The sequence below is a fragment of the Geodermatophilus sp. SYSU D00710 genome, assembly GCF_054050195.1.
Genome location: NZ_JBJGYX010000014.1, coordinates 76342 through 98096, shown reverse-complemented (window position 1 = coordinate 98096; position 21755 = coordinate 76342). Strand labels below are relative to the sequence as shown.

Here is a 21755-nt window from a genome sequence, read left to right as displayed (position 1 = left end):
GTGTGCCCCTACCGCTCGTGGTCCGCTTCGGGCTCCGCCGGTCGGTCCGGGATGTCACCCATGGCCCGGCTCCCGGCCGTGCCTCCGGCCGTTGCTGCTGCTGCAGCTCTCGCGGCGGCCGTCCCCGGACGGCGCCGCCGCACCCAGCCTGCCACATTGCGCTGTGCAGCCCGCGCCACACCCATGGCCCCCGGCGGCACGTCCTCGGTGATCACCGAGCCGGCGGCGGTGTAGGCGCCGTCGCCGACCGTGACCGGAGCCACGAGCATCGTGTCCGACCCGATGCGCACCTCGTCGCCGATCGTCGTGTGGTGCTTGGCCACGCCGTCGTAGTTGACGAAGACCGTGGCCGCGCCGATGTTGGCGCCCCGGCCGATCGTCGCGTCGCCGACGTAGGACAGGTGCGGCACCTTCGAGTCCTCGCCCACCTGCGCGTTCTTCGTCTCGACGAACGCGCCCACCTTGGCGCCCCCGGCCAGCCGGGTCCCCGGCCGCAGGTAGCTGAACGGGCCGACCGAGGCCCGCGGGCCCACGACCGCGCCGAGGACGTGCGAGCGGACGACGGCGGCGCCCTCCTCGACGGTGGTGTCGACCAGCGTGGTGTCGGGCCCGACGACGGCGCCGGTGGCCACCGACGTCGTCCCGCGCAGGTGCACCCCCGGCTCGAGCAGGGCGTCGGGCGCGACGGTGGCGGTGACGTCGACCCAGGTCGTGGCCGGGTCGACGACGGTGACCCCGGAGCGCATCAGCGCGTCGAGCACGCGGTCGTTGAGGGTGCGGCGGCGGGCAGCGAGTTCGACCCGGTCGTTGCAGCCGAGCACGTCGGCCGGGTCCTCGGCGCGGACGGCGGCGACCGGCGCCCCGCCCTCGACCAGCGGGGCCAGCGCGTCGGTGAGGTACTGCTCGCCCTGTGCGTTGTCGGTGGCCAGGCCCGCCAGCACGCGCCGCAGGGTCCCGGCGTTCGCGACGTACACCCCCGCGTTGACCTCGCGGATCGCCCGCTGCTCGGCGGTGGCGTCGCGCTCCTCGACGATCGCCCGGGGCGCACCGCCCCCGTCCCGGACGATCCGGCCCAGCCCGGCCGGGTCCTCGACCTCGGCCGTGAGCACGGTGAAGACGCTGCCGGCCGCGGTGTGCGCCGCCACCAGCGACGCCAGCGTGCCGGCCGTGAGCAGCGGCGCGTCGCCGTTGACCACCAGCACCGGTCCCTCGAGGTCGGGGGCGGCGTCCAACGCGACCCGCGCGGCGTGCCCGGACCCGAGCTGCTCCTCCTGCAGCACCGCCCGGGCGCCGGGCGCGACCGCGGCCAGGTGCTCCTCGACGGCCGCGCGGCCCGACCCGACGACCACCAGGGTGGTGCCGGCGCCCAGCGGCGCGGCGGCAGCCAGCACGTGGCCGAGCATCGAGCGCCCGCCGAGCTCGTGGAGCACCTTCGGCGTGGCCGACCGCATCCGGGTGCCCTGCCCGGCGGCGAGGACGACGACGGCGGCGACTGCCTGCTGGGGGCTCACGGATCTCCTCCGACGGTGGGACCGCCGGCGGTCGCACCGGCGCTGCTGGGACGCTGCTGGGGGACTCGGACTCGAACCGAGACCTCCCGGCTCCAAAGGCCGGCGGGCTGCCGATTACCCCATCCCCCACCGCGGCGCCGCCCCCGCGCGGCACCGCCCGCCCGAGCCTAGGGGCCGCGCCGGGCGGAGGCACGGTCTGCCCGGGCTCCGGGGCCCGGACGGCAGGTGTGCCTACGGTCACGTAGGTTACGGCCAGCCAGCCGCTGGTCGTCGAGAGACGCGCGACCCGCGACGGACCACGACTGGAGGCTCCCGCCCGTGTCCGCTCCCTCCCTGACCCGGCCGACGGCGTTCCGTCCCGCCGACCCCGACGCCGGGCTGCCGGCCGGCGCCTACGGCAAGGAGAAGGGCCACCTCGAGCAGCTGGTCCTCTACGTCTTCGTCGTGGTGCCCTTCGTCGCCCTCGCCGCCGTCGTGCCGGTCGTGTGGGGCTGGGGCCTGTCCTGGCTCGACGTCGCGCTGTTCGCGGCCTTCTACTTCGTCCCGCTGCTCGGGGTGACCGTGGGCTACCACCGCCACTTCACCCACGGGTCGTTCAAGGCGAGCCGGCCGCTGCGGATCGCGCTGGCGATCACCGGGTGCATGGCGATCCAGGGTCCGGTCGTGCAGTGGGTGGCCGACCACCGCCGCCACCACGCCTTCTCCGACCGCGAGGGCGACCCGCACTCGCCGTGGCGCTACGGCACCGACGCCCGGGCGCTGCTCAAGGGGATGTTCCACGCGCACCTGGGCTGGCTGTTCGACCGGCGGCAGACCAACGCCGCCCGCTACGCCCCCGACCTGCTCAAGGACCGCGGCCTGGTGGTGACCAGCCGGCTGTTCAGCCTGTGGGCGTTCCTCAGCCTGGCCCTGCCCGCCGCGATCGGCGGCCTGGTGACCCAGAGCTGGATCGGCGCCTCGAGCGCCTTCTTCTGGGCCGGGCTGGTGCGCACGGGGCTGCTGCACCACGTCACCTGGTCGATCAACTCGGTCTGCCACGTGGTGGGCGCCCGGCCCTTCGCCTCCCGCGACCGCGCCACCAACTTCTGGCCGCTGGCGATCCTCAGCGCCGGGGAGTCCTGGCACAACCTGCACCACGCCGACCCCACCTGCGCCCGCCACGGCGTGCTGCGGGGGCAGGTCGACATCAGCGCCCGGGTCATCTGGCTGTTCGAGAAGCTGGGCTGGGCGCACTCGGTGAAGTGGCCCGACCCGGTGCGCCTGGCCGCGAAGCGGCGGGCGCCCGAGCCCGCCGGGGCCTGAGCGGGCGGGCGGGGCGACCGGTGCCCCCCGGGGACCCCGTGCCCCGGCCACGGGTGCGGATGAGCGGCGCCCAGCGGCGCGAGCAACTGGTCGCGGTGGGCCGTGCGGTGTTCGCCGAGCGCGGCTACGACGCGACCTCGATCGAGGAGCTCGCCGTCCGCGCGGAGGTGAGCAAGCCCGTCGTCTACGAGCACTTCGGCGGCAAGGAGGGCCTCTACACCGCCGTCGTCGACCGGGAGATGCAGCAGCTGCTCGACCGGTTCACCTCGGCCCTGGCCGGGGACGGCGGGACCCGGGCGCTGCTGGAGCGGGCGGCACTGGTGCTGCTGGACTACGTCGAGGACGACACCGACGGCTTCCGGGTGCTCTCCCGCGACTCCCCGGGCTCGGGCGCCTACTCCTCCCTGCTCGGCGAGCTCGCCCGCCGGGTCGAGCACATCCTGGCCGGGCAGTTCGCCGGCCGCGGCCACGACCCGCAGCTCGCCGGCCTCTACAGCTCCGCGCTGGTCGGCATGGTCGCGCTGGTGGGCCAGTGGTGGCTCGAGCACCGCTCCCCCGGCAAGGAGGAGGTCGCCGCCCGGCTGGTGGACCTCGCCTACTCCGGCCTGGCCCACCTCGATCCCCACCCGACGCTGCGCACGACCGGCTCCGGCCGGGCCTGAGCGGGCTCAGCCGACCAGCCGCGCGCCCGGCACCGGGCCGTGCACCACCCGGACGGTGCGGAACACGCCCTCCCCCGCGAGCACGGCGGCCAGCCGCAGCGCGGCCTCCTCGTCGTCGGCGAGGGCGGCCACGGTGGGCCCGGAGCCACTGACCAGCGCGCCCGCCGCTCCCGCGTCGGTGGCCGCCCGCAGGGCCCGTCGCAGCGCCGGGCGCAGCGAGAGGGCCGCGGGCTGCAGGTCGTTGGCGAGCGCGGCGGCCAGCGCCGGCGTCGGGCCGCTGCGCAGGGCGGCGAGCACCGGCTCGGAGGCGGGCACCCCGGAGCCGTCGGGGACCCGGCCCGCGGCGCGCAGCCGGTCGAGCTCGGCGTAGACGGCGGGGGTGGACAGGCCGCCCGCGGCGATGCCGAGCACCCAGTGCCACTGCCGGCGGGCCAGCACCGGCGTGAGCTGCTCGCCGCGGCCGCTGCCCAGCGCCACCCCACCGGCCAGGCTGAAGGGCACGTCGCTGCCGAGCCGGGCGGCCAGCCCGGCGAGGTCGCCGCGGGTGGCGTGGGTGCCCCACAGCGCGTCCAGGGCGACCAGGGCGGCCGCGGCGTCGGCGCTGCCCCCGGCCAGCCCGGCGGCGGCCGGGATCGCCTTGTGCACCTCGATGGCGGCGTCGGCGGCCACGCCGGCGTGCTCGGCGAGCAGCTCGGCGGCCTGCCAGACGAGGTTGCGCCGGTCGGTGGGCACGGGGTCGGGCCCCCTGGTCCCCTCTCCGGTCACCGTCACCGACAGCCCGCCCGCGCGCCGCACGGTGACCGTGTCGAGCAGCGAGACGGCCAGGTAGACCGTCTGCAGGGCGTGGAAGCCGTCCTCGCGCAGCGGGCCGACGGCGAGGGAGACGTTGACCTTGGCCGGTGCGTGCGCGGTGACCGCGCCGTCGCCCCGGCTGTGCCCGGCCCCGCCGGGCGACGACCAGCTCACGACGACCGGCTCACGACGACCGGGTCACGGCGCGGTCGCCGCCAGTCGCGCGAAGTCGGCCACCGACAGCCGCTCCCCGCGGGTGGCCGGGTCGATGCCGGCGGCCCGCAGCCGCGCCTCGGCGGCGGCCGGGCTCCCGGCCCAGCCGGCGAGGGCGGCCCGCAGGCCCTTGCGGCGCATGGCGAACGCGGCGTCGACGACGGCGAAGGTCGCGGCGCGGTCGCCCGGCGGCGGTTCGTGCCGGTCGAGGGCGACCAGCCCCGAGTCGACGTTGGGCTCGGGCCAGAACACCCGGCGGCCGACGTTGCCGGCGCGGCGGGCGGTGCCGTACCAGGCGGCCTTGACCGAGGGCACGCCGTAGGCGGGGCTGCCGGGTGGGGCGGCCAGCCGCTCGGCGACCTCGGCCTGCACGAGCACCAGCGCGCGCCGCAGGGAGGGCAGCAGTTCCAGCAGGTGCAGCAACACGGGCACGGCCACGTTGTACGGCAGGTTCGCCACCAGCGCCGTCGGCGGGGGTCCGGGCAGCTCGCGCACCCGCAGCGCGTCGGCCTCGACGACGGTCAGCCGGCCGGCCAGGTCCGGCTGCCGCTCGGCCACGGTGACCGGCAGCCGGGCGGCCAGCCGGGGGTCGATCTCCACGGCGGTGACGGCCGCGGCGGCCGGCAGCAGGCCCAGGGTCAGCGACCCGAGACCGGGACCGATCTCGAGGACGACGTCGTCGGGGCGCAGCTCCGCCGTGCGCACGATCCGCCGGATGGTGTTGGCGTCGTGCAGGAAGTTCTGCCCGAGGGTCTTCGTCGGGCGCAGGTCGAGCTGCTGGGCCAGGTCGCGGATGACGGCCGGGCCCAGCAGCCCGGGGGCCTGCTCGGGAGAGCTCAGCTGAACAGCCGGGAGCCGCAGTGCGGCCACTGGCCGGCACCGGAGCGCGCGTAGAGCATCTGGGCCCGCAGTGTCTGCTCCTCCGCCGAGGCGGCCGCGGGGTCGCCGGCGCCGCCGACCGACGCCCAGGTGGCCGTCGAGAACTGGTAGAGGCCACGGTACTTGCCCGTGGAGCTGACGGCGTCGACCCGGCCGCCGGACTCGCACTGCGCCAGCGCCGCCCAGTTGAGCCCGTCGGCGGTGGCCGGGACCGATCCCGAGGGCGCCGGCCGCTCCTTGGTCCCGACGGTGACCAGCTCGTCGACCGGCGGGACGGTCACGCTGGTGGCCAGCTGCTCGCGGGAGGTCTCCACGCCGTCGACGACGGTGACGCGGAAGGTGGTCGCCTGCTCGCCGTCCACGCCCTCCTGGGTGACGGTCTCCTCGCCCTCGAGGGCCTCCGGGTCCTCGGTCTCGACCGTGCGGTGCGGCACGGGGCTGGTGACGACCTGCTCGGTGACCTGCACGCGGAAGACCTGCAGCCGCATGGCGCCCAGCAGCGGCTGGGTCGGGTACAGGCTGGTGCGGTCGTGCTCGCCGAGGACGACGCCCTGCTCGGCCAGCAGGTCGCCGGCGGTGGCGGCCGTGGTGGTGACCACGCGCGAGGCGCCGTCGACGACCAGCGTGACGTCCTTCGGCGTGGTGATCGACAGCGCCATGCCGTCGAGCGGGAGCCGCTCGCTGCGGCTGGCCGACAGGACCATCCCCTCGGCCCGGTAGCCGAGCTGCTCGAGCGCCTCGTCGACCGACAGCGCGGTCACGTAGACCTCGCTGCTGACCCCGTCGACGGTGAGCTGCAGCGGGCGGGCGCGGTTGACCACGACGGTGTCGCCGTCGACGACCTCGGCCGCGGCCGCGGGGAGGACGACGTCGTGCGCCTGCGTCTCCAGGCCCTCCTCCGCCAGCACCTCGCCCACGGTGTCGGCGTACGTGCGGACCTCGCGGGCCTGCCCGTCGACGGTGAGGGTCAGCGACTTCTGCGCGGCGAACCAGGCGATCGAGCCGCCCACCAGTCCGGTCAGGACCAGGGCGAAGAGGGCGAGCTTCAGCGTTCGGGGCACGACACTTCCACGGGGTCGGGGGACCGGGCAGGGGGTCGCACACCCGAGCAGCAGCCGACAGCGCAGGGCTCCCGGGACCGTGCGGACGCCGTCCGGCGATCCCACCCCGGCTGTCAGTCACGCCACGATAACGAGTGCGCCACGTCTAGCAACGGTGCGCACGGAGTGAACCAGGGAGACGACACGTCGACACGGAGCCGCGCCGACACACACCGTCACGGACGCGCCGCACGGGACGGCTGTGACGAGTGGTTCCGACGGGGTCAGTCGGTGATCGACGTCACGGGGCGACCGGTGCCGTGACGGGGCACCGGAGTGGGTTCAGCCGGCCAGGGCGCGCTCGTCGACCCGGACGGGCCGCAGCCAGGTGAGCAGGAACCCGGCGACGGCGAGACCGGCGGCGATCCCGGCGAACCCGCCCGCCACCAGGGCCACGGGCACCAGGTCGACGCGCTCGGTCACCCGGTCGCCCAGGTCGATGCCGCCGGCCAGCAGGAGGGTGCCCAGCGGCAGCAGGGCCAGCACGCTGGTCGCCGCGGTCACCAGGTGCGCGGTCCAGGTGCGCAGCGCCTCGTCGACCGGCACGTCGGCGCCGTCGGCCGGCAGCGGCCGGAGGAGGACCCGCAGCAACGCGGTCTCGGCCAGCAGCCAGGCCACGAGCGGGACGGCGACGGCGGTCCAGCCGACCGGGTCGGACAGCTCGCCGCGCTGCCACATGTACGCAGCGACCGCGATCTCGGCGACGACCACGCCGCGCATCGTCCACAGCAGCCACAGCGAGACCTGCTCGCTGCGCCGCGGCCGGCGGGCGGGCTCGGACAGCCGCCAGCGCGGGCGCGGGCGGGTGGCCTCGGCGAGCACCACGCCCGCGAGCAGGCCGACGACCAGGGCGGGCAGCCAGAGGAAGACCGACGCCTCAGCGAACACCACGATGCTGGCGACGACGGCGACCAGCCCCAGCAGCAGGCCGACCCGCCGGACCCGGCGCCCGTGCTGCGCCTGCCGCTGCAGGGTGGCCAGGCCCTCGGGCGTGGGCGTGGAGAAGCCGATCGCGGCCGCGGCGACCGCGCGGCGGCCGGCGGCCAGTGCCCACGCCCGCGCCAGCAGCACGCCGGGCACGAGGACGGCGATGAAGAGGACGACGGCGATGAGGCGGCCCACGCAGACAGTGTGCCTCGCCTCGGGGCCCAGCCGGTCCCGCCGGTGCTACCAGCTCCCGAAGACCCGCTCGGCGGTGCGGGTGAGGCTGTCGCACAGCTGCGCGAGCTCGACCCCGGTGACCTCGGCCAGCGCCCGCACGGTGTGCGGCACCAGCCGCGAGCCGTTGGGCCGGCCGCGGTGCGGCACCGGGGTGAGGAACGGCGAGTCGGTCTCCACGAGCAGCTGGTCGAGCGGGGTGAGCGCCGCGGCCTCGCGCAGGTAGCCGGCGTTGCCGAAGGTCAGCGTGCCGGCGAAGGACAGCACGTGGCCGCGCTCGACGCAGGCCCGCGCGAAGGCGGCGTCGCCGGAGAAGCAGTGGAACACCGTGTGCTCGGGAGCGCCCTCGTCGTCCAGGACGCGCAGGATCTCCTCGTGGGCGTCGCGGTCGTGGACGACCAGGGCGACGCCGCGCGCCTTCGCGATCCGGATGTGCGCGCGGAACGACGCCTCCTGCGCCGCCCAGCCCTCGGGCCCGGTGCGGTACCGGTCGAGGCCGGTCTCCCCCACCGCGCGCACCCGCGGCAGCGCGGCGAGCCGGTCGATCTCGGCCAGGGCGTCGTCGTCGGCGGCGCCGGCACCGGCCTCGTTGGGGTGGACGGCGACGGCGGCGAGCACGTTGCCGTGCCGGGCGGCCAGCTCCGCCGACCACCGCGAGGAGGGCACGTCGACGCCGACCTGCACCAGCCGCGGGACCCCGACCGCGGCCGCGGCGTCGATCTCGGCGTCGACGGCGGCGTCGTCGGCGGGCTCGTCGGTGCGGAAGCCGCCCAGGACGATGTCGAGGTGGGTGTGGGTGTCGACCGCCGGCGCGGGCAGCGGCTCCGGGGACGGCGGTGGCTCGCCCCGCCGGTTCGCCCGGGACGCGGCCGACCGGCTCACGCGTGCACGTCCGCGGACGTGCCCGGCGCGCTTCTGCGGGAGTGCACCGGGACCGCGCTCACTCGCCGTCCTCGAGCCGGCGCAGCTCCTCCTCGACGATCGACTCGTCGAGCTTGCGGAACACCGGCGTGGGCGGCGCCAGCGGCGTCCCCGCGGCCAACGGGCGCGAGGCCCACACCGCCTGCGCGTCGGCGTAGTCGCCGGTGATGACGGGGTAGGGCGAGCCGTCGTCGAGGTCGGTGACCTCCTCGATGCGCGGCGCCGGCGACCACACGCCGGTGCCGCCGAGCAGCTCGTGCACCTTCTGCGCCGAGTGCGGGAGGAACGGGGTGAGCAGCGCGTTGCAGTCGCTGACCGCCTGCAGCGCGGTGTGCAGCACGGTGTCGCGGCGGGCCGGGTCCTCCTTGAGCTTCCACGGCGCCTGGTCGGACAGGTACTTGTTGGCCTCGCCGACCACCCGCATGGCCTCGGTGGCCGCCGCCTTCTGCCGGTTGCGGGCGAGCAGCTCCCCGATCGGGCCGAACGCGTCGCGGGTGGTGCCCAGCAGCGCGCGGTCGGCGTCGGTCAGGTCGCCCGGCGTGGGGACGGCGCCGACGTTCTTCGCCGCCAGCGACACCGTGCGGTTGACCAGGTTGCCCCAGCCGGCGACCAGCTCGTCGTTGTTGCGGCGCTTGAACTCCGCCCAGGTGAAGTCGGTGTCCTGCGTCTCGGGCCCGGCGACGGCGATGAAGTACCGCAGCGCGTCGGCGTCGTAGCGGGCCAGGAAGTCGCGGACGTAGATGACCACCTGCCGCGAGGAGGAGAACTTGCGGCCCTCCATGGTGAGGAACTCGCTGGAGACCACCTCGGTGGGCAGGTTGAGCCGGCCCAGCGAGCCCGGCGTGCCGCCGCGGTCGCCCTCGCCGTCGTACCCGAGCAGCTGCGCGGGCCAGATCTCGGCGTGGAAGACGATGTTGTCCTTGCCCATGAAGTAGTAGGCGTCGGAGTCCGGCGACTGCCACCACTGCCGCCACGCCTCGGGGTCGCCGGAGCGGCGGGCCCACTCGATGGAGGCCGACAGGTAGCCGACGACGGCGTCGAACCACACGTAGATCCGCTTGTCGGGCCGGTCGCGCCAGCCGTCGAGCGGGATCGGCACCCCCCAGTCGATGTCGCGGGTGTAGCTGCGCGGCTTGAGGTCCTCCAGCAGGTTGCGGCTGAAGTTGAGGACGTTGGGCCGCCAGCTCGTCCGGGTGCCCAGCCAGTCGCCCAGGGCCCGGGTGAAGGCCGGCAGGTCGAGGAAGTAGTGCTCGCTCTCGACGAACCGCGGCGTCTCGCCGTTGATCCGGCTCACCGGGTTGATGAGGTCGGTGGGGTCGAGCTGGTTGCCGCAGTTGTCGCACTGGTCGCCGCGGGCACCGTCGTAGCCGCAGATGGGGCAGGTGCCCTCGATGTACCGGTCGGGCAGCGTGCGGCCGGTGCTCGGGCTGATGGCGCCCAGCGTCGTCTGCGGGAAGACGTACCCGTTCTTCAGCAGGCCGAGGAAGATCTCCTGGCTGACCTGCGCGTGGTTGACCGTGGTGGTGCGGGTGAACAGGTCGTAGGACAGGCCCAGCGCCTGCAGGTCGCCGACGATGATGCGGTTGTTGCGGTCGGCGATCTCCCGCGGCGACACCCCCTCGGCGTCGGCGGCGACGGTGATCGGTGTGCCGTGCTCGTCGGTGCCGCTGACCATGAGCACCCGGTCACCGGCCATCCGGTGGTAGCGGCTGAAGACGTCGGAGGGGACGCCGAAGCCGGAGACGTGGCCGATGTGCCGGGGGCCGTTGGCGTAGGGCCACGCCACCGCGGTCAGGATGTGCCGATCACTCACACCGCCGAGCGTAGTGAGCGCCGCCGGGCGGTCCGGTCAGCGACCGGAGACGGCGGCCGTCGACGGCGGCTCGGCGCCCGCCGGGGTGCCCAGCGCGAGGGCGCCCAGGGCGACGCCGATGAGCGCGACGGTGACCAGCCGCACCCGCGGGTGGGCCACCGGAGCCGGCCGGCCGCGCGGCGGGGCCGCCGCCGCCCAGGCCCGCGTCGTGGGCGCGGTCAGCAGCAGCAGCTTGCCCACGGGGACGGCGAGCGCGAGCAGCGCCAGCGCGGGCAGCGGCAGCGTCGTCGGCAGGTCGCCGGCCGGCAGCGTCCGCGGGCCGGCCACGGCGAGCACGAGGACGAGCACCACCTCGGCGCAGGCGACGCCGGTCGCCAGGCGGCGCCCGGAGCCGTCGACGACGGCCAGCCCGCCGCCGGCGCACAGCACGACCCAGCCGGCCAGCCCGCCCAGGACGGCGGCGACGAGCGCCCCCGAGGGCCGCGGGGCCGTCATCAGGCCGTCGAGACCGGTGAGGCCCCCGGCGAGCAGCGCGACGGCCTCCAGGCCGGACACCGCCGCCAGCAGCAGGACGGCCGCCGGCCACCGCGCGGCGCGCGGCACCGCACGGGTCGGGAGGGGGGCGTCGAGGATGCTGGTCGCCACGGGTTGCGCTCCTGGCCGGGGACGTCGGTCACCGGTCAGGTCGTCCCGCGGGGGCGGGTGCTGCAGGACGGGCGGAGGGGCCCTCACCCCTCCGGGGGGTCAGCGGACGCTGCGGTGGGCCCCCGCCCGTTCCGGGTCGGTGGCGAAGCGGCTGCGCCGCCGTCCGTAGAGGAAGTACATGACGACCCCGATGACCATCCAGACGAGGAACCGCAGCCAGGTCTCGGTGGGCAGGTTGGCCATGAGCCACAGGCAGGCGAGCGCCGACGCGATCGGCAGGAGCGGCACCAGCGGCACCCGGAAGGACCGGGGCAGGTCGGGGCGGGTCCGGCGCAGGATCCACACGCCGATGGAGACCAGGAAGAACGCGAACAGCGTGCCGATGTTGACCAGCTCGGCGAGCTCGGAGAGCGGCACGAGCCCGGCGAGGACGGCGACGAGGAGCCCGGTCGCGATGGTGATCTTGTAGGGGGTGCCGTACCGCGGGTGGACCGTCCCGATCGTCCGCGGCAGCAGCGCGTCCCGGCTCATCGCGAACAGCACCCGCGACTGGCCGAGCATCAGGATCATGACCACCGAGGTCAGGCCGGCCAGCGCGCCCAGCGAGATGATGCTCGAGAAGAAGGTCAGCCCGTTGGCGGCGAACGCCCCGGCCAGCGGTGCGCTCTCGCTGAGCTCGGTGTAGTTCTGCATGCCGACGACGACCAGCGAGACGGCGACGTAGAGCAGCGTGCAGATGGCCAGCGAGCCGAGGATGCCGCGGGGCAGGTCGCGGGCCGGGTTGCGGGTCTCCTCCGCCGCGGTCGCCACGATGTCGAAGCCGATGAAGGCGAAGAACACGATCGCGGCGCCGGCCAGGACCCCGCCCCACCCGAAGGTGCCCTGGCTGAAGCCGGTGAGGACCGAGATCAGCGGGGTGTCCAGCCAGTTGGTGCCGGCCTCGGCGGTCTCCTCGGCGGGCGGCACGAACGGCGAGTAGTTGTCGGCGGTCAGGTAGAACGCGCCGACGACGATGACCAGCAGGACGACGGCCAGCTTGATGGCCACGATCACCGCGGTGACCCGCGAGGACAGCTTGATGCCGAACACCAGCACGGCGGTCATCGCCAGCACGATGACGATCGCCGGGATGTTGAAGGTCGCCGTCTCCCCCGCGATCGAGGTGGGCAGCGCCAGGCCGATGTCGTCGAGCAGCTGGTTGAGGTAGCCCGACCAGCCGACGGCGACCGTGGCCGCGCCGAGGGCCAGCTCGAGGACGAGGTCCCAGCCGATGATCCAGGCGACGAACTCGCCGAAGGTGGCGTAGGAGAACGTGTACGCCGAGCCCGCGACCGGGACGGTGGAGGCGAACTCGGCGTAGCAGAGCGCGGCCAGCCCGCAGACGACGCCGGCGATGACGAAGGAGACCGCCACCGCGGGCCCGGCCTGGTTGCGCGCGACCACGCCGGTGAGCACGAAGATGCCGGTGCCGATGATGACCCCGACCCCGAAGACGGCGAGGTCGAGCCCCGAGAGGTTCTTCCGGAGCCGGTGCTCGGGCTCGTCGGTGTCGCGGATGGACTCCTCGACGGACTTGATCCGTCGCGAGGTGTCGGCCACGGCGTCCCCCTGCGGTTCGGTGCGTCACCGGTCCTCGGGCGAGCGTGGCACGGGGGGCGCGAGCCCGCACGCCTACGCTTCTCCTGCCCGTCGTGGCGGGTGGATGCGAGGAGGTGTGCCCGTGGCCGACCCACGTCCGGCGACGCCGCCGGCGCCGCCCCTGCCCACCACGCGGCCGCGGCCCGCCGGGACGCCGCGTGCCGCCGCCGCCCGTCCCGAGGGGGTCCCGGCCGTCGTCGACTGCGCCGTCTACGTCGACGGGCACCGGCAGCCGCCGGTCGACCCGGACGAGGCGCTGGCCGCCGCCACGGAGCGGGGCGGCTTCGTGTGGCTGGGCCTGTTCGAGCCGACCGCGGCCGAGCTCGGGCGGATCGCCGAGCGCTACGGGCTGCACCCGCTGGCGGTCGAGGACGCCGTCGAGGCCCACCAGCGGCCCAAGCTGGAGCGCTACGACGACGACCTGTTCATGGTGCTCAAGACGGCGACCTACGTGGAGCACGAGCAGCTGACCGCGAGCAGCGAGGTGGTCGACACCGGTGAGGTGATGGTCTTCCTCGGCCGCCACTACGTGATCACCGTGCGGCACGGCAAGCACGGCGGCCTGGGCGACCTGCGGCACCGGCTGGAGGAGCAGCGCGAGCTCCTCTGCCTGGGCTCGTCCGCGGTCCTGTACGCCGTCGCCGACCTCGTCGTCGACGCCTTCGTCGACGTCGTGGGGGCGGTGCAGGACGACGTCGACGAGCTCGAGGCGTCGGTGTTCAGCCCGGAGCGCACCGACGACATCGGCCGGCTCTACCAGCTCAAGCGGGAGCTGATGTCGCTGCGGCGGGCGGTGTCGCCGCTGGAGGTGCCGCTGGCGAAGCTCGCCGAGCGCCCGGTCGACGTCGTCCCGGACTCGATGCGCTCCTACTTCCGCGACGTGCAGGACCACGCCATCCGGGTGCGCGACCAGCTCGGCGGCCTGGACGAGCTGCTGTCGTCGATCCTGCAGGCCTCGCTCGCCCGGACCTCGATGGCCGACAACGAGGACATGCGCAAGATCAGCGCGTGGGCCGGGATCGTCGCGGTGCCGACCGCGATCGCCGGCATCTACGGGATGAACTTCGAGTTCATGCCCGAGCTGCAGTGGCGGTGGGGCTACCCGGTGGTGCTGCTGGTGATCGTGACGACGTGCGTCCTGCTCTACCGCGGCTTCAAGCGCAACGGCTGGCTGTAGGGGCGGCGTCGAGGCATTGGAAGCTCTCCGCACGTTTTCGACGCCCCGACGTGCGCATAGCCTCCAATGCCTCGCGGCAGGGACCGCGTGTGGACGAGCGCCTCCTGTCCACAGATGCAACGAGACAGCCTCGTGGCCTGCGCGGCCCCTGCACCGTTCCCACATGCAGTGGCGGGAGCGCATCGACGAGGTCCTCACCGAGCACGGCGGCGTGGCCAGCCGTCAGGAACTGCTCGCGCACGTGCCGGCAACGGTGCTGGACGGCTTCGTCGGACGACGGACGCTGAGCCGGGTCTTCCCGCACGTCTATGCCGCCCGCGGTCGCCAGGTGGACGACCACCTGCTCCTCCGTGCCGCGGTACGGCACGCGGGTCCCGGTGCCGCCGTGAGCCACACGTCTGCGCTGGCGGTGTGGGGCCTTTCGGAGCTCCGCCGTCCCGTGCACCTGACCGTGGACCAGACCGTCCGCCGAGCCGGGAGTCAGGACCTCGTCGTCCACCGGCGCCTCCGCTTCCGGGCCGAGCCCCCGCAGTGCGTCGTCCGGCGCGGGATCCCCGTCACCGAACTGACGCGCTCACTGGTCGACTCGTGGCCGCTGTTGCCTGCCGACGAACGTCGCCCACTCGTGCTGGACGCGGCTCGGCGGCGGCTCGTGACCGCGGCGGGGTTGATCGAGGCGCTGGCGGAACGCCCGAACGTCGGTGGCCACAGGACGCTGGCGCAGGCCATCGACCTCGTGCACGACGGATGCGAGAGCGAGCTGGAGGCGCTGGGCGTCCTCGGCGTCTTCCGGCACCGGTCCCTGCCGCGGAGCACCGGGCAGTACCGCCTGGCACTGCCGGATGGCAGCATCCGGCTCGACCGCGCGTGGCCGGAGGTCAAGCTGGCCGTGGAACTCGACGGAGCTCGCCACCACACCTCGCCCGAGGACCGACGCAGGGACCTGGCGCGTGACACGGCACTGGCCGCGCACGGGTGGGTCGTCCTCCGGTTCACCTACGCCGACGTCCGTCGTGACCCCGACCGGGTCCGCCGGGTGGTCCTCGAGGTCTACCGGATGCGGCTCGCTCAGCTTCGCGTGAGCTGACGGCCCCCGTCTCGATCGGTGAGGCATAGGAAGCAATCCGCACGTCCACGGCGATGAAACGTGCGGATAGCTTCCTATGCCGCCGTCCACCGCGGGTCAGGAGGGCTTGGCCGCGACGACGGCGTCGTAGACGGTGCGGCGGGGCAGGCCGGTGCGGGCGACGACGGCACGGATCGCGTCCTTGCGGCCGGCACCCGCGGCCTCCTCCTCGGCCACCAGGGCGGCGATCTCGGCGGGCGTCAGCGACACCGGCCGCGGCGTCGCCCCGGCCACCACGAGGGTGATCTCCCCGCGCACGCCGTCGGCGGCCCACGCGGCGAGCTCGGCGAGGGTCCCCCGGCGGACCTCCTCGTGCGTCTTGGTCAGCTCCCGGCACACCGCGGCCGACCGGTCCCCGCCGAGGGCGCCCGCCGCGTCGGCCAGGGCGTCGGCCAGCCGGTGCGGCGACTCGAAGAAGACCATCGTGCGGCGCTCGTCGGCCAGCCCGGCCAGCCGCGCCCGCCGCTCCCCCGCCTTCCGCGGCAGGAACCCCTCGAAGCAGAACCGGTCCACCGGCAGCCCCGACACCGCGAGCGCCGTCGTCACCGCCGTGGGCCCGGGCACCGAGGTGACCTCGACGCCGGCGTCGATCGCCGCCCGCACCAGCGTGTAGCCCGGGTCGGACACCGAGGGCATCCCGGCGTCGGTGAGCAGCAGCACGGTGGCGCCGTCTGCCAGCGCCGCGAGCAACCCGGGCAGCCGGGCCCGCTCCACCGACTCGTGGAACGTGACCACGCGGCCGGTCACCGTGACCTCGAGGTCGGCCGCCAGCCGGTGCAGCCGCCGGGTGTCCTCCACCGCCAGGACGTCGGCCGAGGCCATCACCTGCCGCAGCCGCGGGCCGACGTCGCCGGGCTGGCCGAGGGGTGCGCCACCGAGCACGAGCCGTCCGGTCACGGCGACGAGCCTGTCACGCCGGGCGGGCCCGGCCCGCCACATACCCTGAGGCCATGGCGGTCCTGGCACCCGAGCGCGCCGAGGCCGGGCTCCCGCAGGACCCGCCGCGCGCCGCCCGGCGCTGGCCGGCCCCGCGCCCGCGGGTCGACCGCATCCCGCCCCTGCCCGGCGACCGGGTGCTGTCGTGGGTGCTCGCGCTCGGGCTGGGCCTGCTCACCCTGGTCGGCCGGCTGGTGGGCATCAGCTATCCCCGCACGCTGCTGTTCGACGAGGCCTACTACCCGCCGCAGGCCTGGGACCTGCTGACCTGGGGCCACGAGTACAACCGCGGCTACACGTTCATCGTCCACCCGCCCCTGGGCAAGTGGATGATCGCCGCCGGCCAGGAGGTGTTCGGCAACACCAGCCTGGGCTGGCGGTTCCCCTCCGCGGTGGCCGGCGCGGTCGCCGTCGTCGTCCTGGTCCGGCTGGCCCGGCGGCTCACGGGCTCCACGCTGCTCGGCCTGGTCGCGGGGCTGCTGCTCGCGCTGGACGGCCTGGCCTTCACCCTGTCGCGGATCGGCCTGCTCGACGTCTTCCTGCAGGTCTTCGTGCTCGCCGCCGTCGCGTGCCTGGTCGTCGACCGCGACCGGGTGCGGGCGCGGATCCGGCAGCACCGGCCGGTCCCGGCCACCGGCTTCCGGCTCGGCCCCCGCGGCTGGCGGATCGCCGCCGGGCTGCTGTTCGGCTGCGCCTGCGCGGTCAAGTGGAGCGGCGTGTACTTCCTCGCCTTCGCCGCCGTCCTGTCGCTGTTCTGGGACCGCGCGGCCTGGCGGGAGGCCGGCGTCCCCCGCCCGACGGCGACGGCGCTGCGCCGCGGCCTGCCCGGCGCCACCTGGGCGCTGGCCGCGGTGCCGGTGCTCACCTACGTCGCCGGCTTCGCCGGGTGGTTCCTCGGCGAGACGGCGCAGGGGCGCTGGTGGGCGCAGCGCAACCCGGAGACGGCGTTCCCGTGGATCCCCGACGCGCTGCGCTCCTGGTGGCACATGCACGCCGAGTGGTGGACGTTCCACAACGGGCTGTCGACGCCGCACCCGTGGGAGTCCGGGCCCTGGACCTGGCTGGTCAACGGCCGGCCGATCCTGCTGTGGAACCCGCAGGGCCTCACCGACGCCTCCGGCGAGCAGGTGGTGCGCTACGTCCTCATGCTCGGGACGCCGACGCTGTGGCTGGCCTTCGCGCCGGCGCTGGCGTGGGTCGCCTGGCGCATCGTCGCCCGCCGCGACCCCGCCGCCGTCCTGGTCGCGGTCATGGTCGCCGCCGGCTGGGGCACGTGGTTCCTCAACCCCGAGCGCACGATGTTCGTCTTCTACAGCGCGCCGGTGCTGCCGTTCTTCGTACTGGCCGTCGTCCTCGTGCTCCAGGACGTCCTGGGCCGGCCCGGGGCGCCGCCGTGGCGCCGCACCGCGGGGCTCGCGGCGGTCAGCGGCTACGTGGCGGTCGTCGCGGGCACCTTCGCGTTCTTCTACCCGGTCCTCGCCGGCCGTCCGCTCTCGCACGCCGAGTGGCTCAGCCGCATGTGGTTCCCGTCCTGGTTCTGAGGACGTCGTCGGCCGGCCGGCGGACCAGCAGCGGGTCGGGCCGGCCGACCACGTCGTCCCGGCGGCCGGCGTGGCCGAGGCCCGCCAGCACGAGCCGCATGGCCTCGAGCCGGGCGCGCCGCTCGTCGTTCGCCCCGACCACCGTCCACGGCGCGCGCGGCGTCGACGTCGCGGCGAGCACCGCCTGCTCGGCCCGGGTGTGGTCGTCCCAGCGGTCGAGGACGGCGAGGTCTGCCACCGTGAGCGCCGGCGGGTCGCGACGGAGCGCGAACCGGGTGCGCTGCTCCCCGCGGGACACCGAGAACCACAGCTTGACCAGGTGCAGGCCGCCGTCGACCAGCAGCTGCTCGGACGCGGCCAGGCTGCGCAGACGCCCGTCGTCCCCGGTCGCGGCCTCGACCGCGGGCCGGCCGTACCAGGACCGGTCGAAGAGCACGACCTCCCCGGCGGCCGGGAGGTGGGCCAGGGCGAGCCGCAGCGGGCCCGACGGCCGGCCGGCAGCCGGCACCACCCGGACGGTGCGGGGGTCGAGGTGCTCGGTGACGCGCCGGACGAACGCCCCGGTGCCCGCGGCCACGCGGCCCTCGACGACGACCGCCACGCGCCGCCGGCGCTCCTCCACCCAGCGCTGCAGCTTCAGCAGCTCGATCTGCAGCCGGCGCTTCTCCGGCTCGTAGTCGCGCCAGGACAGCAGCGCCGGGTGGGGGTGGTCCTCGCGCCAGGTCTCCGGACGGCGCCCCGGGCGGGTCTCCCCCGGCGCCCCCTGGCCGAGGGTCCACCGGCCGGGGTCGGCACCCACTCCGCGGCGCGGTCGCGGCACGGTCGCGGCGGCCCGGTGGAGCGGCGGCAGCGCGTCCCGCGGAACGGCCTGCGGGGCGGGGTCGGGCAGCCGCAGCAGCTCCAGCGGCGCCCACACCACGCGGGGTGTGCCGGCCCAGTCGAACCGCACCCGCGCCCGGCACCCGCCCTCGGCGTCGAAGCGCCAGCCGAGCAGCTGGGCGGCCCGCCAGCGGCCCTCGAGGTGCAGCTCGGCCGGCTGCGCCTCCGCCAGGGAGGCGACCCGGGTGCCGTGCGCCGCCATGCCGGCCACGCTAGGGCGGGCGGCGTCCTGCTCCGCTGCGCACGTGTGACGAAGTCGTGGCCCCGACGATGTCGATCACGGCCGGGAACGAGCGACGCCGCCGGGGCGGGTGCCCCGACGGCGTCGGTCTCAGGGTGGAGCTGAGGGGATTCGAACCCCTGACCCCCTCGATGCGAACGAGGTGCGCTACCGGACTGCGCTACAGCCCCTGACGGGAGACGAGAGTACCGCGCACCTCACCAGGGGCCGCTACCGGGGTGGCACCTGGTGAGGTGCTGGAACGGCCACCCTCCAGGGCCCTCCGCCTGAGCGTGTGAGGCGTGGGGAGGAGGGTGGCCGTTCGTCAGCCGTTGACGACCCGCGGCTGGTAGTAGTCGATGTCGGCGAAGCCGATGTCGTCGTCGTCCAGGCCCACGACGGCGCTGTCCTGCCAGCCGGCCGGCGCCGGGGTGCGCGCTGCGACCACGCGGGCGGGGCGCAGCGGGTGCACCGGGGCGAGCGGCAGGCTGGGGTGCGGCAGGCCGACGGTGTGGTGCACCGGCTCCTCGGCGACCGGCGCGGGCCGCGGGGCCGGCGCCGGACGCGCGGCGGGCGCCGGGCGGGCGGCCGGGCGCGCCGACGACCGGGCGGCGGCACGGGCCGCGCGGCGGGCGGCGGCCTGCTCGCGGCGCACCGCGGCGCGCAGCACCACGAGGTAGCCGACCAGCGCGACGTCGAGCAGCCCCTGCGCCACCCACAGCCACGGGGTGAGGGTCAGCGCGCCGATGAGCGCGAGCAGCGTCAGCGCGACCAGGCCGGCCAGCGTGCGCCGCCGGACGGCGTGCACGTCGACCCGCAGCTCGCCGGTGCTGCGCAGCAGGTCGCGGTCCACCGACACCCGCTCCGTCTCCGCCGAGCGCACCGGGTCGCTCCCCCGTCGCCGCTGCAGCGTCCGCCCGGGCGTCACCCCGGCGCGCGCCGTCGAGGAGTCACCGCGGGTCACCACCATCGGCACCAGCACGACGAACCACAGCACGACCAGCGCGGCGAGAAGCACGCCTGACCCCATCGAGAACACCACCCGTCACACGAGTCACTTGCCGCGGCAGGTTATTCACGCGAATCCCCAGCTAGAGGGATGTCCGTGGGCGTGTCGCGCGAGTGGTCGTGAGACGGAGGGGATCTGCCAAGCGGCGTGTCGACACGTAGTGGACTGCTCACGAAGTGTGAACGTGATAGCGACCCGTCACCGGGGTGCGCGGGCGGCCCAGAGCCCGAGCACGCCCTGCGGCACGTCCTCGGCCAGCAGCGCGTAGGACAGGTGGTCGCGCCAGTCGCCGTCGATGTCGAGGTAGCGGCGCAGCAGGCCCTCCCGGGTGAACCCGAGCCGCTCGACCAGCCGGCGGCTGGGGTGGTTCTCCGGCCGGATGTCGGCCTGGAGGCGGTGCAGGCCGCCAGGGCCGAACGCGTGGTCGCACACCAGCGCCACGGCGAGCGAGGCCATCCCCCGTCCGGCGACGGCGCGGTCGATCCAGTAGCCCAGCGAGCCCGACCGCAGCGCGCCGCGCACGATGTTGTCCACCGTCACCTGCCCGGCCAGCCGGCCCTCGACGCGGACGGCGAAGGGCATCGACGTCCCCGCCCGGGCGCGGCGGGTGAGCGACCTTCGCATCGCCCGGTAGGCCGCCGGCGTGTGCCGGACCGACCAGGCCACCGGCGCGGTGGGCTCCCAGGGCCGCAGCCAGGCCTCGTTGACCAGCCGGAGCCGGCTCCACTCCGCGGCGTCGGTGCGCCGCAGCGGGTCCAGCTCGACCGGGCCGTACGCCAGCCGGGCCGGCCAGCCGGGGTGCTGCGTCGGGTCCAGCTCAGCCGCCCAGGAGCAGCGGCATGACCGTCACCAGCCCGCCCTCCGCGACCTCGGTGACGTCCTCGTCGACGACGATGAGGCAGTTCGCCCGCGCCATCCGGGCCAGCATCGCCTCGTCGCCGTCGCCGAGCGGCTCGACCACGTAGCCGCCGTCGGGGTGGCGCATGACCTGGCCGTGCAGGTACTGCCGGTAGCCCAGCGGGGAGACCAGCCGCTCGGCGGAGATCGCCTGGACGGTGCGCCGGAACAGCTGCCGCTTGCCGAGCATCGAGCGGATCGCCGGGCGGACGAAGACCTCGAAGGACACCAGAGCCGCCACCGGCTCGCCGGGCACGCAGATCACCGGGACGCCGTCGCGGCCGAGCCGGCCGAAGCCCTGCACCGGTCCGGGGTGCATCGTCACCTGACGGAAGCGCATCGGGCCGAGCTCGGCGAGCACCTCCTGCACCAGGTCGCCGTCGGTGGCGAAGGTGCCCGCGATGAGCACCAGGTCGCTGCGCAGCAGCTGGCTCTCCAGCACCTCGGTCAGCCGGCGCCGCTCCGTGGGCAGGATCCCCCAGCGGTAGGCGGCCGCCCCGGCGTCGCGGGCCGCCGCGGCCAGCGCGTAGGTGTTGACGTCGACGACCTGGCCGGGCGCGGGCTGCGCGGTGATGTCGACCAGCTCGGTGCCGGCGGACAGGACGGCGACCCGCGGCCGGGGCCGCACCTGCACCCGGTCGCGGCCGACGGCGGCCAGCAGGCTGATCTGCGCCGGCCCGATGGGGGTGCCGACGTGGACGGCGGCGGTGCCGGGCGAGACGTCGTCCCCGGCACGGCGGACGTAGCTGCCCGCCTCCGGGCCGGCGTGCACCTGCACCCGCACGACGCCGCCGTCGGTCCACACACCGGGCACGACGACGTCGGCGCCGGCGGGCAGCATCGCGCCCGCGGTGACCTTCTGCGCCAGCCCGGGGGCCAGCGCGTCGGGCGCCGCGGCCCCGGTGACGGTCTCCCCGACGACGGCGAGCTCGACCGGCGCGTCCGGAGTGGCGGCGGCGACGTCCTCGGCGCGCACCGCGTAGCCGTCGAGGGCGGCCTGGTCGAAGGCGGGCAGTGCGCGGGCGCTCACCACCTCCTCGGCGCACAGCAGGCCCTGCGCGTCGAGGACGGCGAGCTCGATCGGCTCGGGCTGCGGCACCGCGGCGAGGATCTCGTCGAGGTGGGTCTCCACCGTCCGCAGCACCGGCGTCTCGGGCTCGGCGGCCGGTGGCGGCGGCACGGCGCCGCGGTCGATCTGCGCGGTGGCGTGCACCGCCGGGCCCGGGGACGCCGGTGGGTCGACGGTGGCCCCGCTGCGGAGGTCCAGCGCCGTGGTGTCCCGCGCCCCGGGCGCGCCGTTCTCGGTCATCACCTGCGATGGTCCCCCCTCCGGGGA

19 protein-coding genes and 2 tRNA genes are annotated in these 21755 nt (G+C 75.5%); 5 read left to right on the top strand and 16 right to left on the bottom strand.

The window, feature by feature from the left end; genetic code table 11:
* Nucleotides 1–8: 8 nt before the first annotated feature.
* Nucleotides 9–1511, bottom strand: a complete 1503-nt coding sequence (gene glmU / locus ACI78U_RS09210; protein WP_456874998.1) for a bifunctional UDP-N-acetylglucosamine diphosphorylase/glucosamine-1-phosphate N-acetyltransferase GlmU — start codon at nt 1509–1511, stop codon at nt 9–11.
* 56 nt (nt 1512–1567) lie between these two features.
* Nucleotides 1568–1640, bottom strand: a tRNA-Gln gene (locus ACI78U_RS09205).
* Nucleotides 1641–1829: 189 nt separating this feature from the next.
* Here ACI78U_RS09205 and ACI78U_RS09200 point away from each other — a divergent pair.
* Both ACI78U_RS09200 and ACI78U_RS09195 read left to right on the top strand, forming a co-directional pair.
* Nucleotides 1830–2813 carry an acyl-CoA desaturase gene (locus ACI78U_RS09200; protein WP_456874997.1) on the top strand — a complete coding sequence of 328 codons (984 nt, stop codon included), beginning with the start codon at nt 1830–1832 and terminating at the stop codon, nt 2811–2813.
* Between the two features lie 59 nt (nt 2814–2872).
* Nucleotides 2873–3475 (top strand): TetR/AcrR family transcriptional regulator, encoded by a 603-nt coding sequence (locus tag ACI78U_RS09195; protein ID WP_456874996.1) that lies wholly within the window; start codon nt 2873–2875, stop codon nt 3473–3475.
* Between the two features lie 6 nt (nt 3476–3481).
* Here ACI78U_RS09195 and ACI78U_RS09190 read toward each other — a convergent pair whose 3' ends face one another.
* The 8 genes from ACI78U_RS09190 to ACI78U_RS09155 form a co-directional block, all read right to left on the bottom strand.
* Nucleotides 3482–4441: a 4-(cytidine 5'-diphospho)-2-C-methyl-D-erythritol kinase gene (locus ACI78U_RS09190; RefSeq protein ID WP_456874995.1), complete on the bottom strand. Its 960-nt coding sequence runs from the start codon at nt 4439–4441 to the stop codon at nt 3482–3484.
* 24 nt (nt 4442–4465) lie between these two features.
* Nucleotides 4466–5350, bottom strand: coding sequence for a 16S rRNA (adenine(1518)-N(6)/adenine(1519)-N(6))-dimethyltransferase RsmA (rsmA, locus tag ACI78U_RS09185; RefSeq protein ID WP_456874994.1), 885 nt, complete (start codon nt 5348–5350; stop codon nt 4466–4468).
* Nucleotides 5317–6420 (bottom strand): ubiquitin-like domain-containing protein, encoded by a 1104-nt coding sequence (locus tag ACI78U_RS09180; protein WP_456874993.1) that lies wholly within the window; start codon nt 6418–6420, stop codon nt 5317–5319. The genes rsmA and ACI78U_RS09180 overlap by 34 nt, the downstream gene beginning before the upstream one ends.
* Before the next feature lie 321 nt (nt 6421–6741).
* Nucleotides 6742–7581 carry a hypothetical protein gene (locus ACI78U_RS09175; RefSeq protein WP_456874992.1) on the bottom strand — a complete coding sequence of 280 codons (840 nt, stop codon included), beginning with the start codon at nt 7579–7581 and terminating at the stop codon, nt 6742–6744.
* A gap of 45 nt (nt 7582–7626) precedes the next feature.
* Nucleotides 7627–8499, bottom strand: coding sequence for a TatD family hydrolase (locus tag ACI78U_RS09170; protein WP_456874991.1), 873 nt, complete (start codon nt 8497–8499; stop codon nt 7627–7629).
* 58 nt (nt 8500–8557) lie between these two features.
* Nucleotides 8558–10351: a methionine--tRNA ligase gene (metG, locus tag ACI78U_RS09165; protein WP_456874990.1), complete on the bottom strand. Its 1794-nt coding sequence runs from the start codon at nt 10349–10351 to the stop codon at nt 8558–8560.
* A 36-nt stretch (nt 10352–10387) separates the two neighbouring features.
* Nucleotides 10388–10996: a hypothetical protein gene (locus ACI78U_RS09160; protein ID WP_456874989.1), complete on the bottom strand. Its 609-nt coding sequence runs from the start codon at nt 10994–10996 to the stop codon at nt 10388–10390.
* Nucleotides 10997–11095: 99 nt separating this feature from the next.
* Complete coding sequence (locus ACI78U_RS09155; protein ID WP_456874988.1) at nt 11096–12595, bottom strand: amino acid permease; 1500 nt, start codon at nt 12593–12595, stop codon at nt 11096–11098.
* Nucleotides 12596–12716: 121 nt separating this feature from the next.
* Between ACI78U_RS09155 and corA the strand changes: the two genes are divergently transcribed.
* Together corA and ACI78U_RS09145 are read left to right on the top strand one after the other, a co-directional pair.
* Nucleotides 12717–13811, top strand: a complete 1095-nt coding sequence (gene corA / locus ACI78U_RS09150) for a magnesium/cobalt transporter CorA (protein ID WP_456874987.1) — start codon at nt 12717–12719, stop codon at nt 13809–13811.
* A 163-nt stretch (nt 13812–13974) separates the two neighbouring features.
* Nucleotides 13975–14898, top strand: coding sequence for a DUF559 domain-containing protein (locus tag ACI78U_RS09145; RefSeq protein ID WP_456874986.1), 924 nt, complete (start codon nt 13975–13977; stop codon nt 14896–14898).
* Between the two features lie 96 nt (nt 14899–14994).
* On the opposite strand, the gene rsmI is transcribed toward ACI78U_RS09145, so the two are convergent.
* Nucleotides 14995–15834, bottom strand: a complete 840-nt coding sequence (gene rsmI / locus ACI78U_RS09140) for a 16S rRNA (cytidine(1402)-2'-O)-methyltransferase (protein ID WP_456874985.1) — start codon at nt 15832–15834, stop codon at nt 14995–14997.
* 53 nt (nt 15835–15887) lie between these two features.
* Between rsmI and ACI78U_RS09135 the strand changes: the two genes are divergently transcribed.
* Nucleotides 15888–17414: a dolichyl-phosphate-mannose--protein mannosyltransferase gene (locus ACI78U_RS09135; RefSeq protein ID WP_456874984.1), complete on the top strand. Its 1527-nt coding sequence runs from the start codon at nt 15888–15890 to the stop codon at nt 17412–17414.
* Here the strand turns inward: ACI78U_RS09135 and ACI78U_RS09130 are convergent.
* The 5 genes from ACI78U_RS09130 to glp all read right to left on the bottom strand — a co-directional run bounded on the left by ACI78U_RS09130 (nt 17383) and on the right by glp (nt 21728).
* On the bottom strand, nt 17383–18495 hold the full coding sequence (locus ACI78U_RS09130; protein WP_456874983.1) for a polyphosphate kinase 2 family protein: 1113 nt from the start codon (nt 18493–18495) through the stop codon (nt 17383–17385). The genes ACI78U_RS09135 and ACI78U_RS09130 overlap by 32 nt on opposite strands.
* A 135-nt stretch (nt 18496–18630) precedes the next feature.
* Nucleotides 18631–18704, bottom strand: a tRNA-Ala gene (locus tag ACI78U_RS09125).
* 134 nt (nt 18705–18838) lie between these two features.
* Complete coding sequence (sepX, locus tag ACI78U_RS09120; protein WP_456874982.1) at nt 18839–19543, bottom strand: divisome protein SepX/GlpR; 705 nt, start codon at nt 19541–19543, stop codon at nt 18839–18841.
* 177 nt (nt 19544–19720) lie between these two features.
* Nucleotides 19721–20272 carry a GNAT family N-acetyltransferase gene (locus ACI78U_RS09115; protein WP_456875007.1) on the bottom strand — a complete coding sequence of 184 codons (552 nt, stop codon included), beginning with the start codon at nt 20270–20272 and terminating at the stop codon, nt 19721–19723.
* 67 nt (nt 20273–20339) lie between these two features.
* Nucleotides 20340–21728 (bottom strand): molybdotransferase-like divisome protein Glp, encoded by a 1389-nt coding sequence (gene glp, locus ACI78U_RS09110; protein ID WP_456874981.1) that lies wholly within the window; start codon nt 21726–21728, stop codon nt 20340–20342.
* Between the last annotated feature and the right edge of the window lie 27 nt (nt 21729–21755).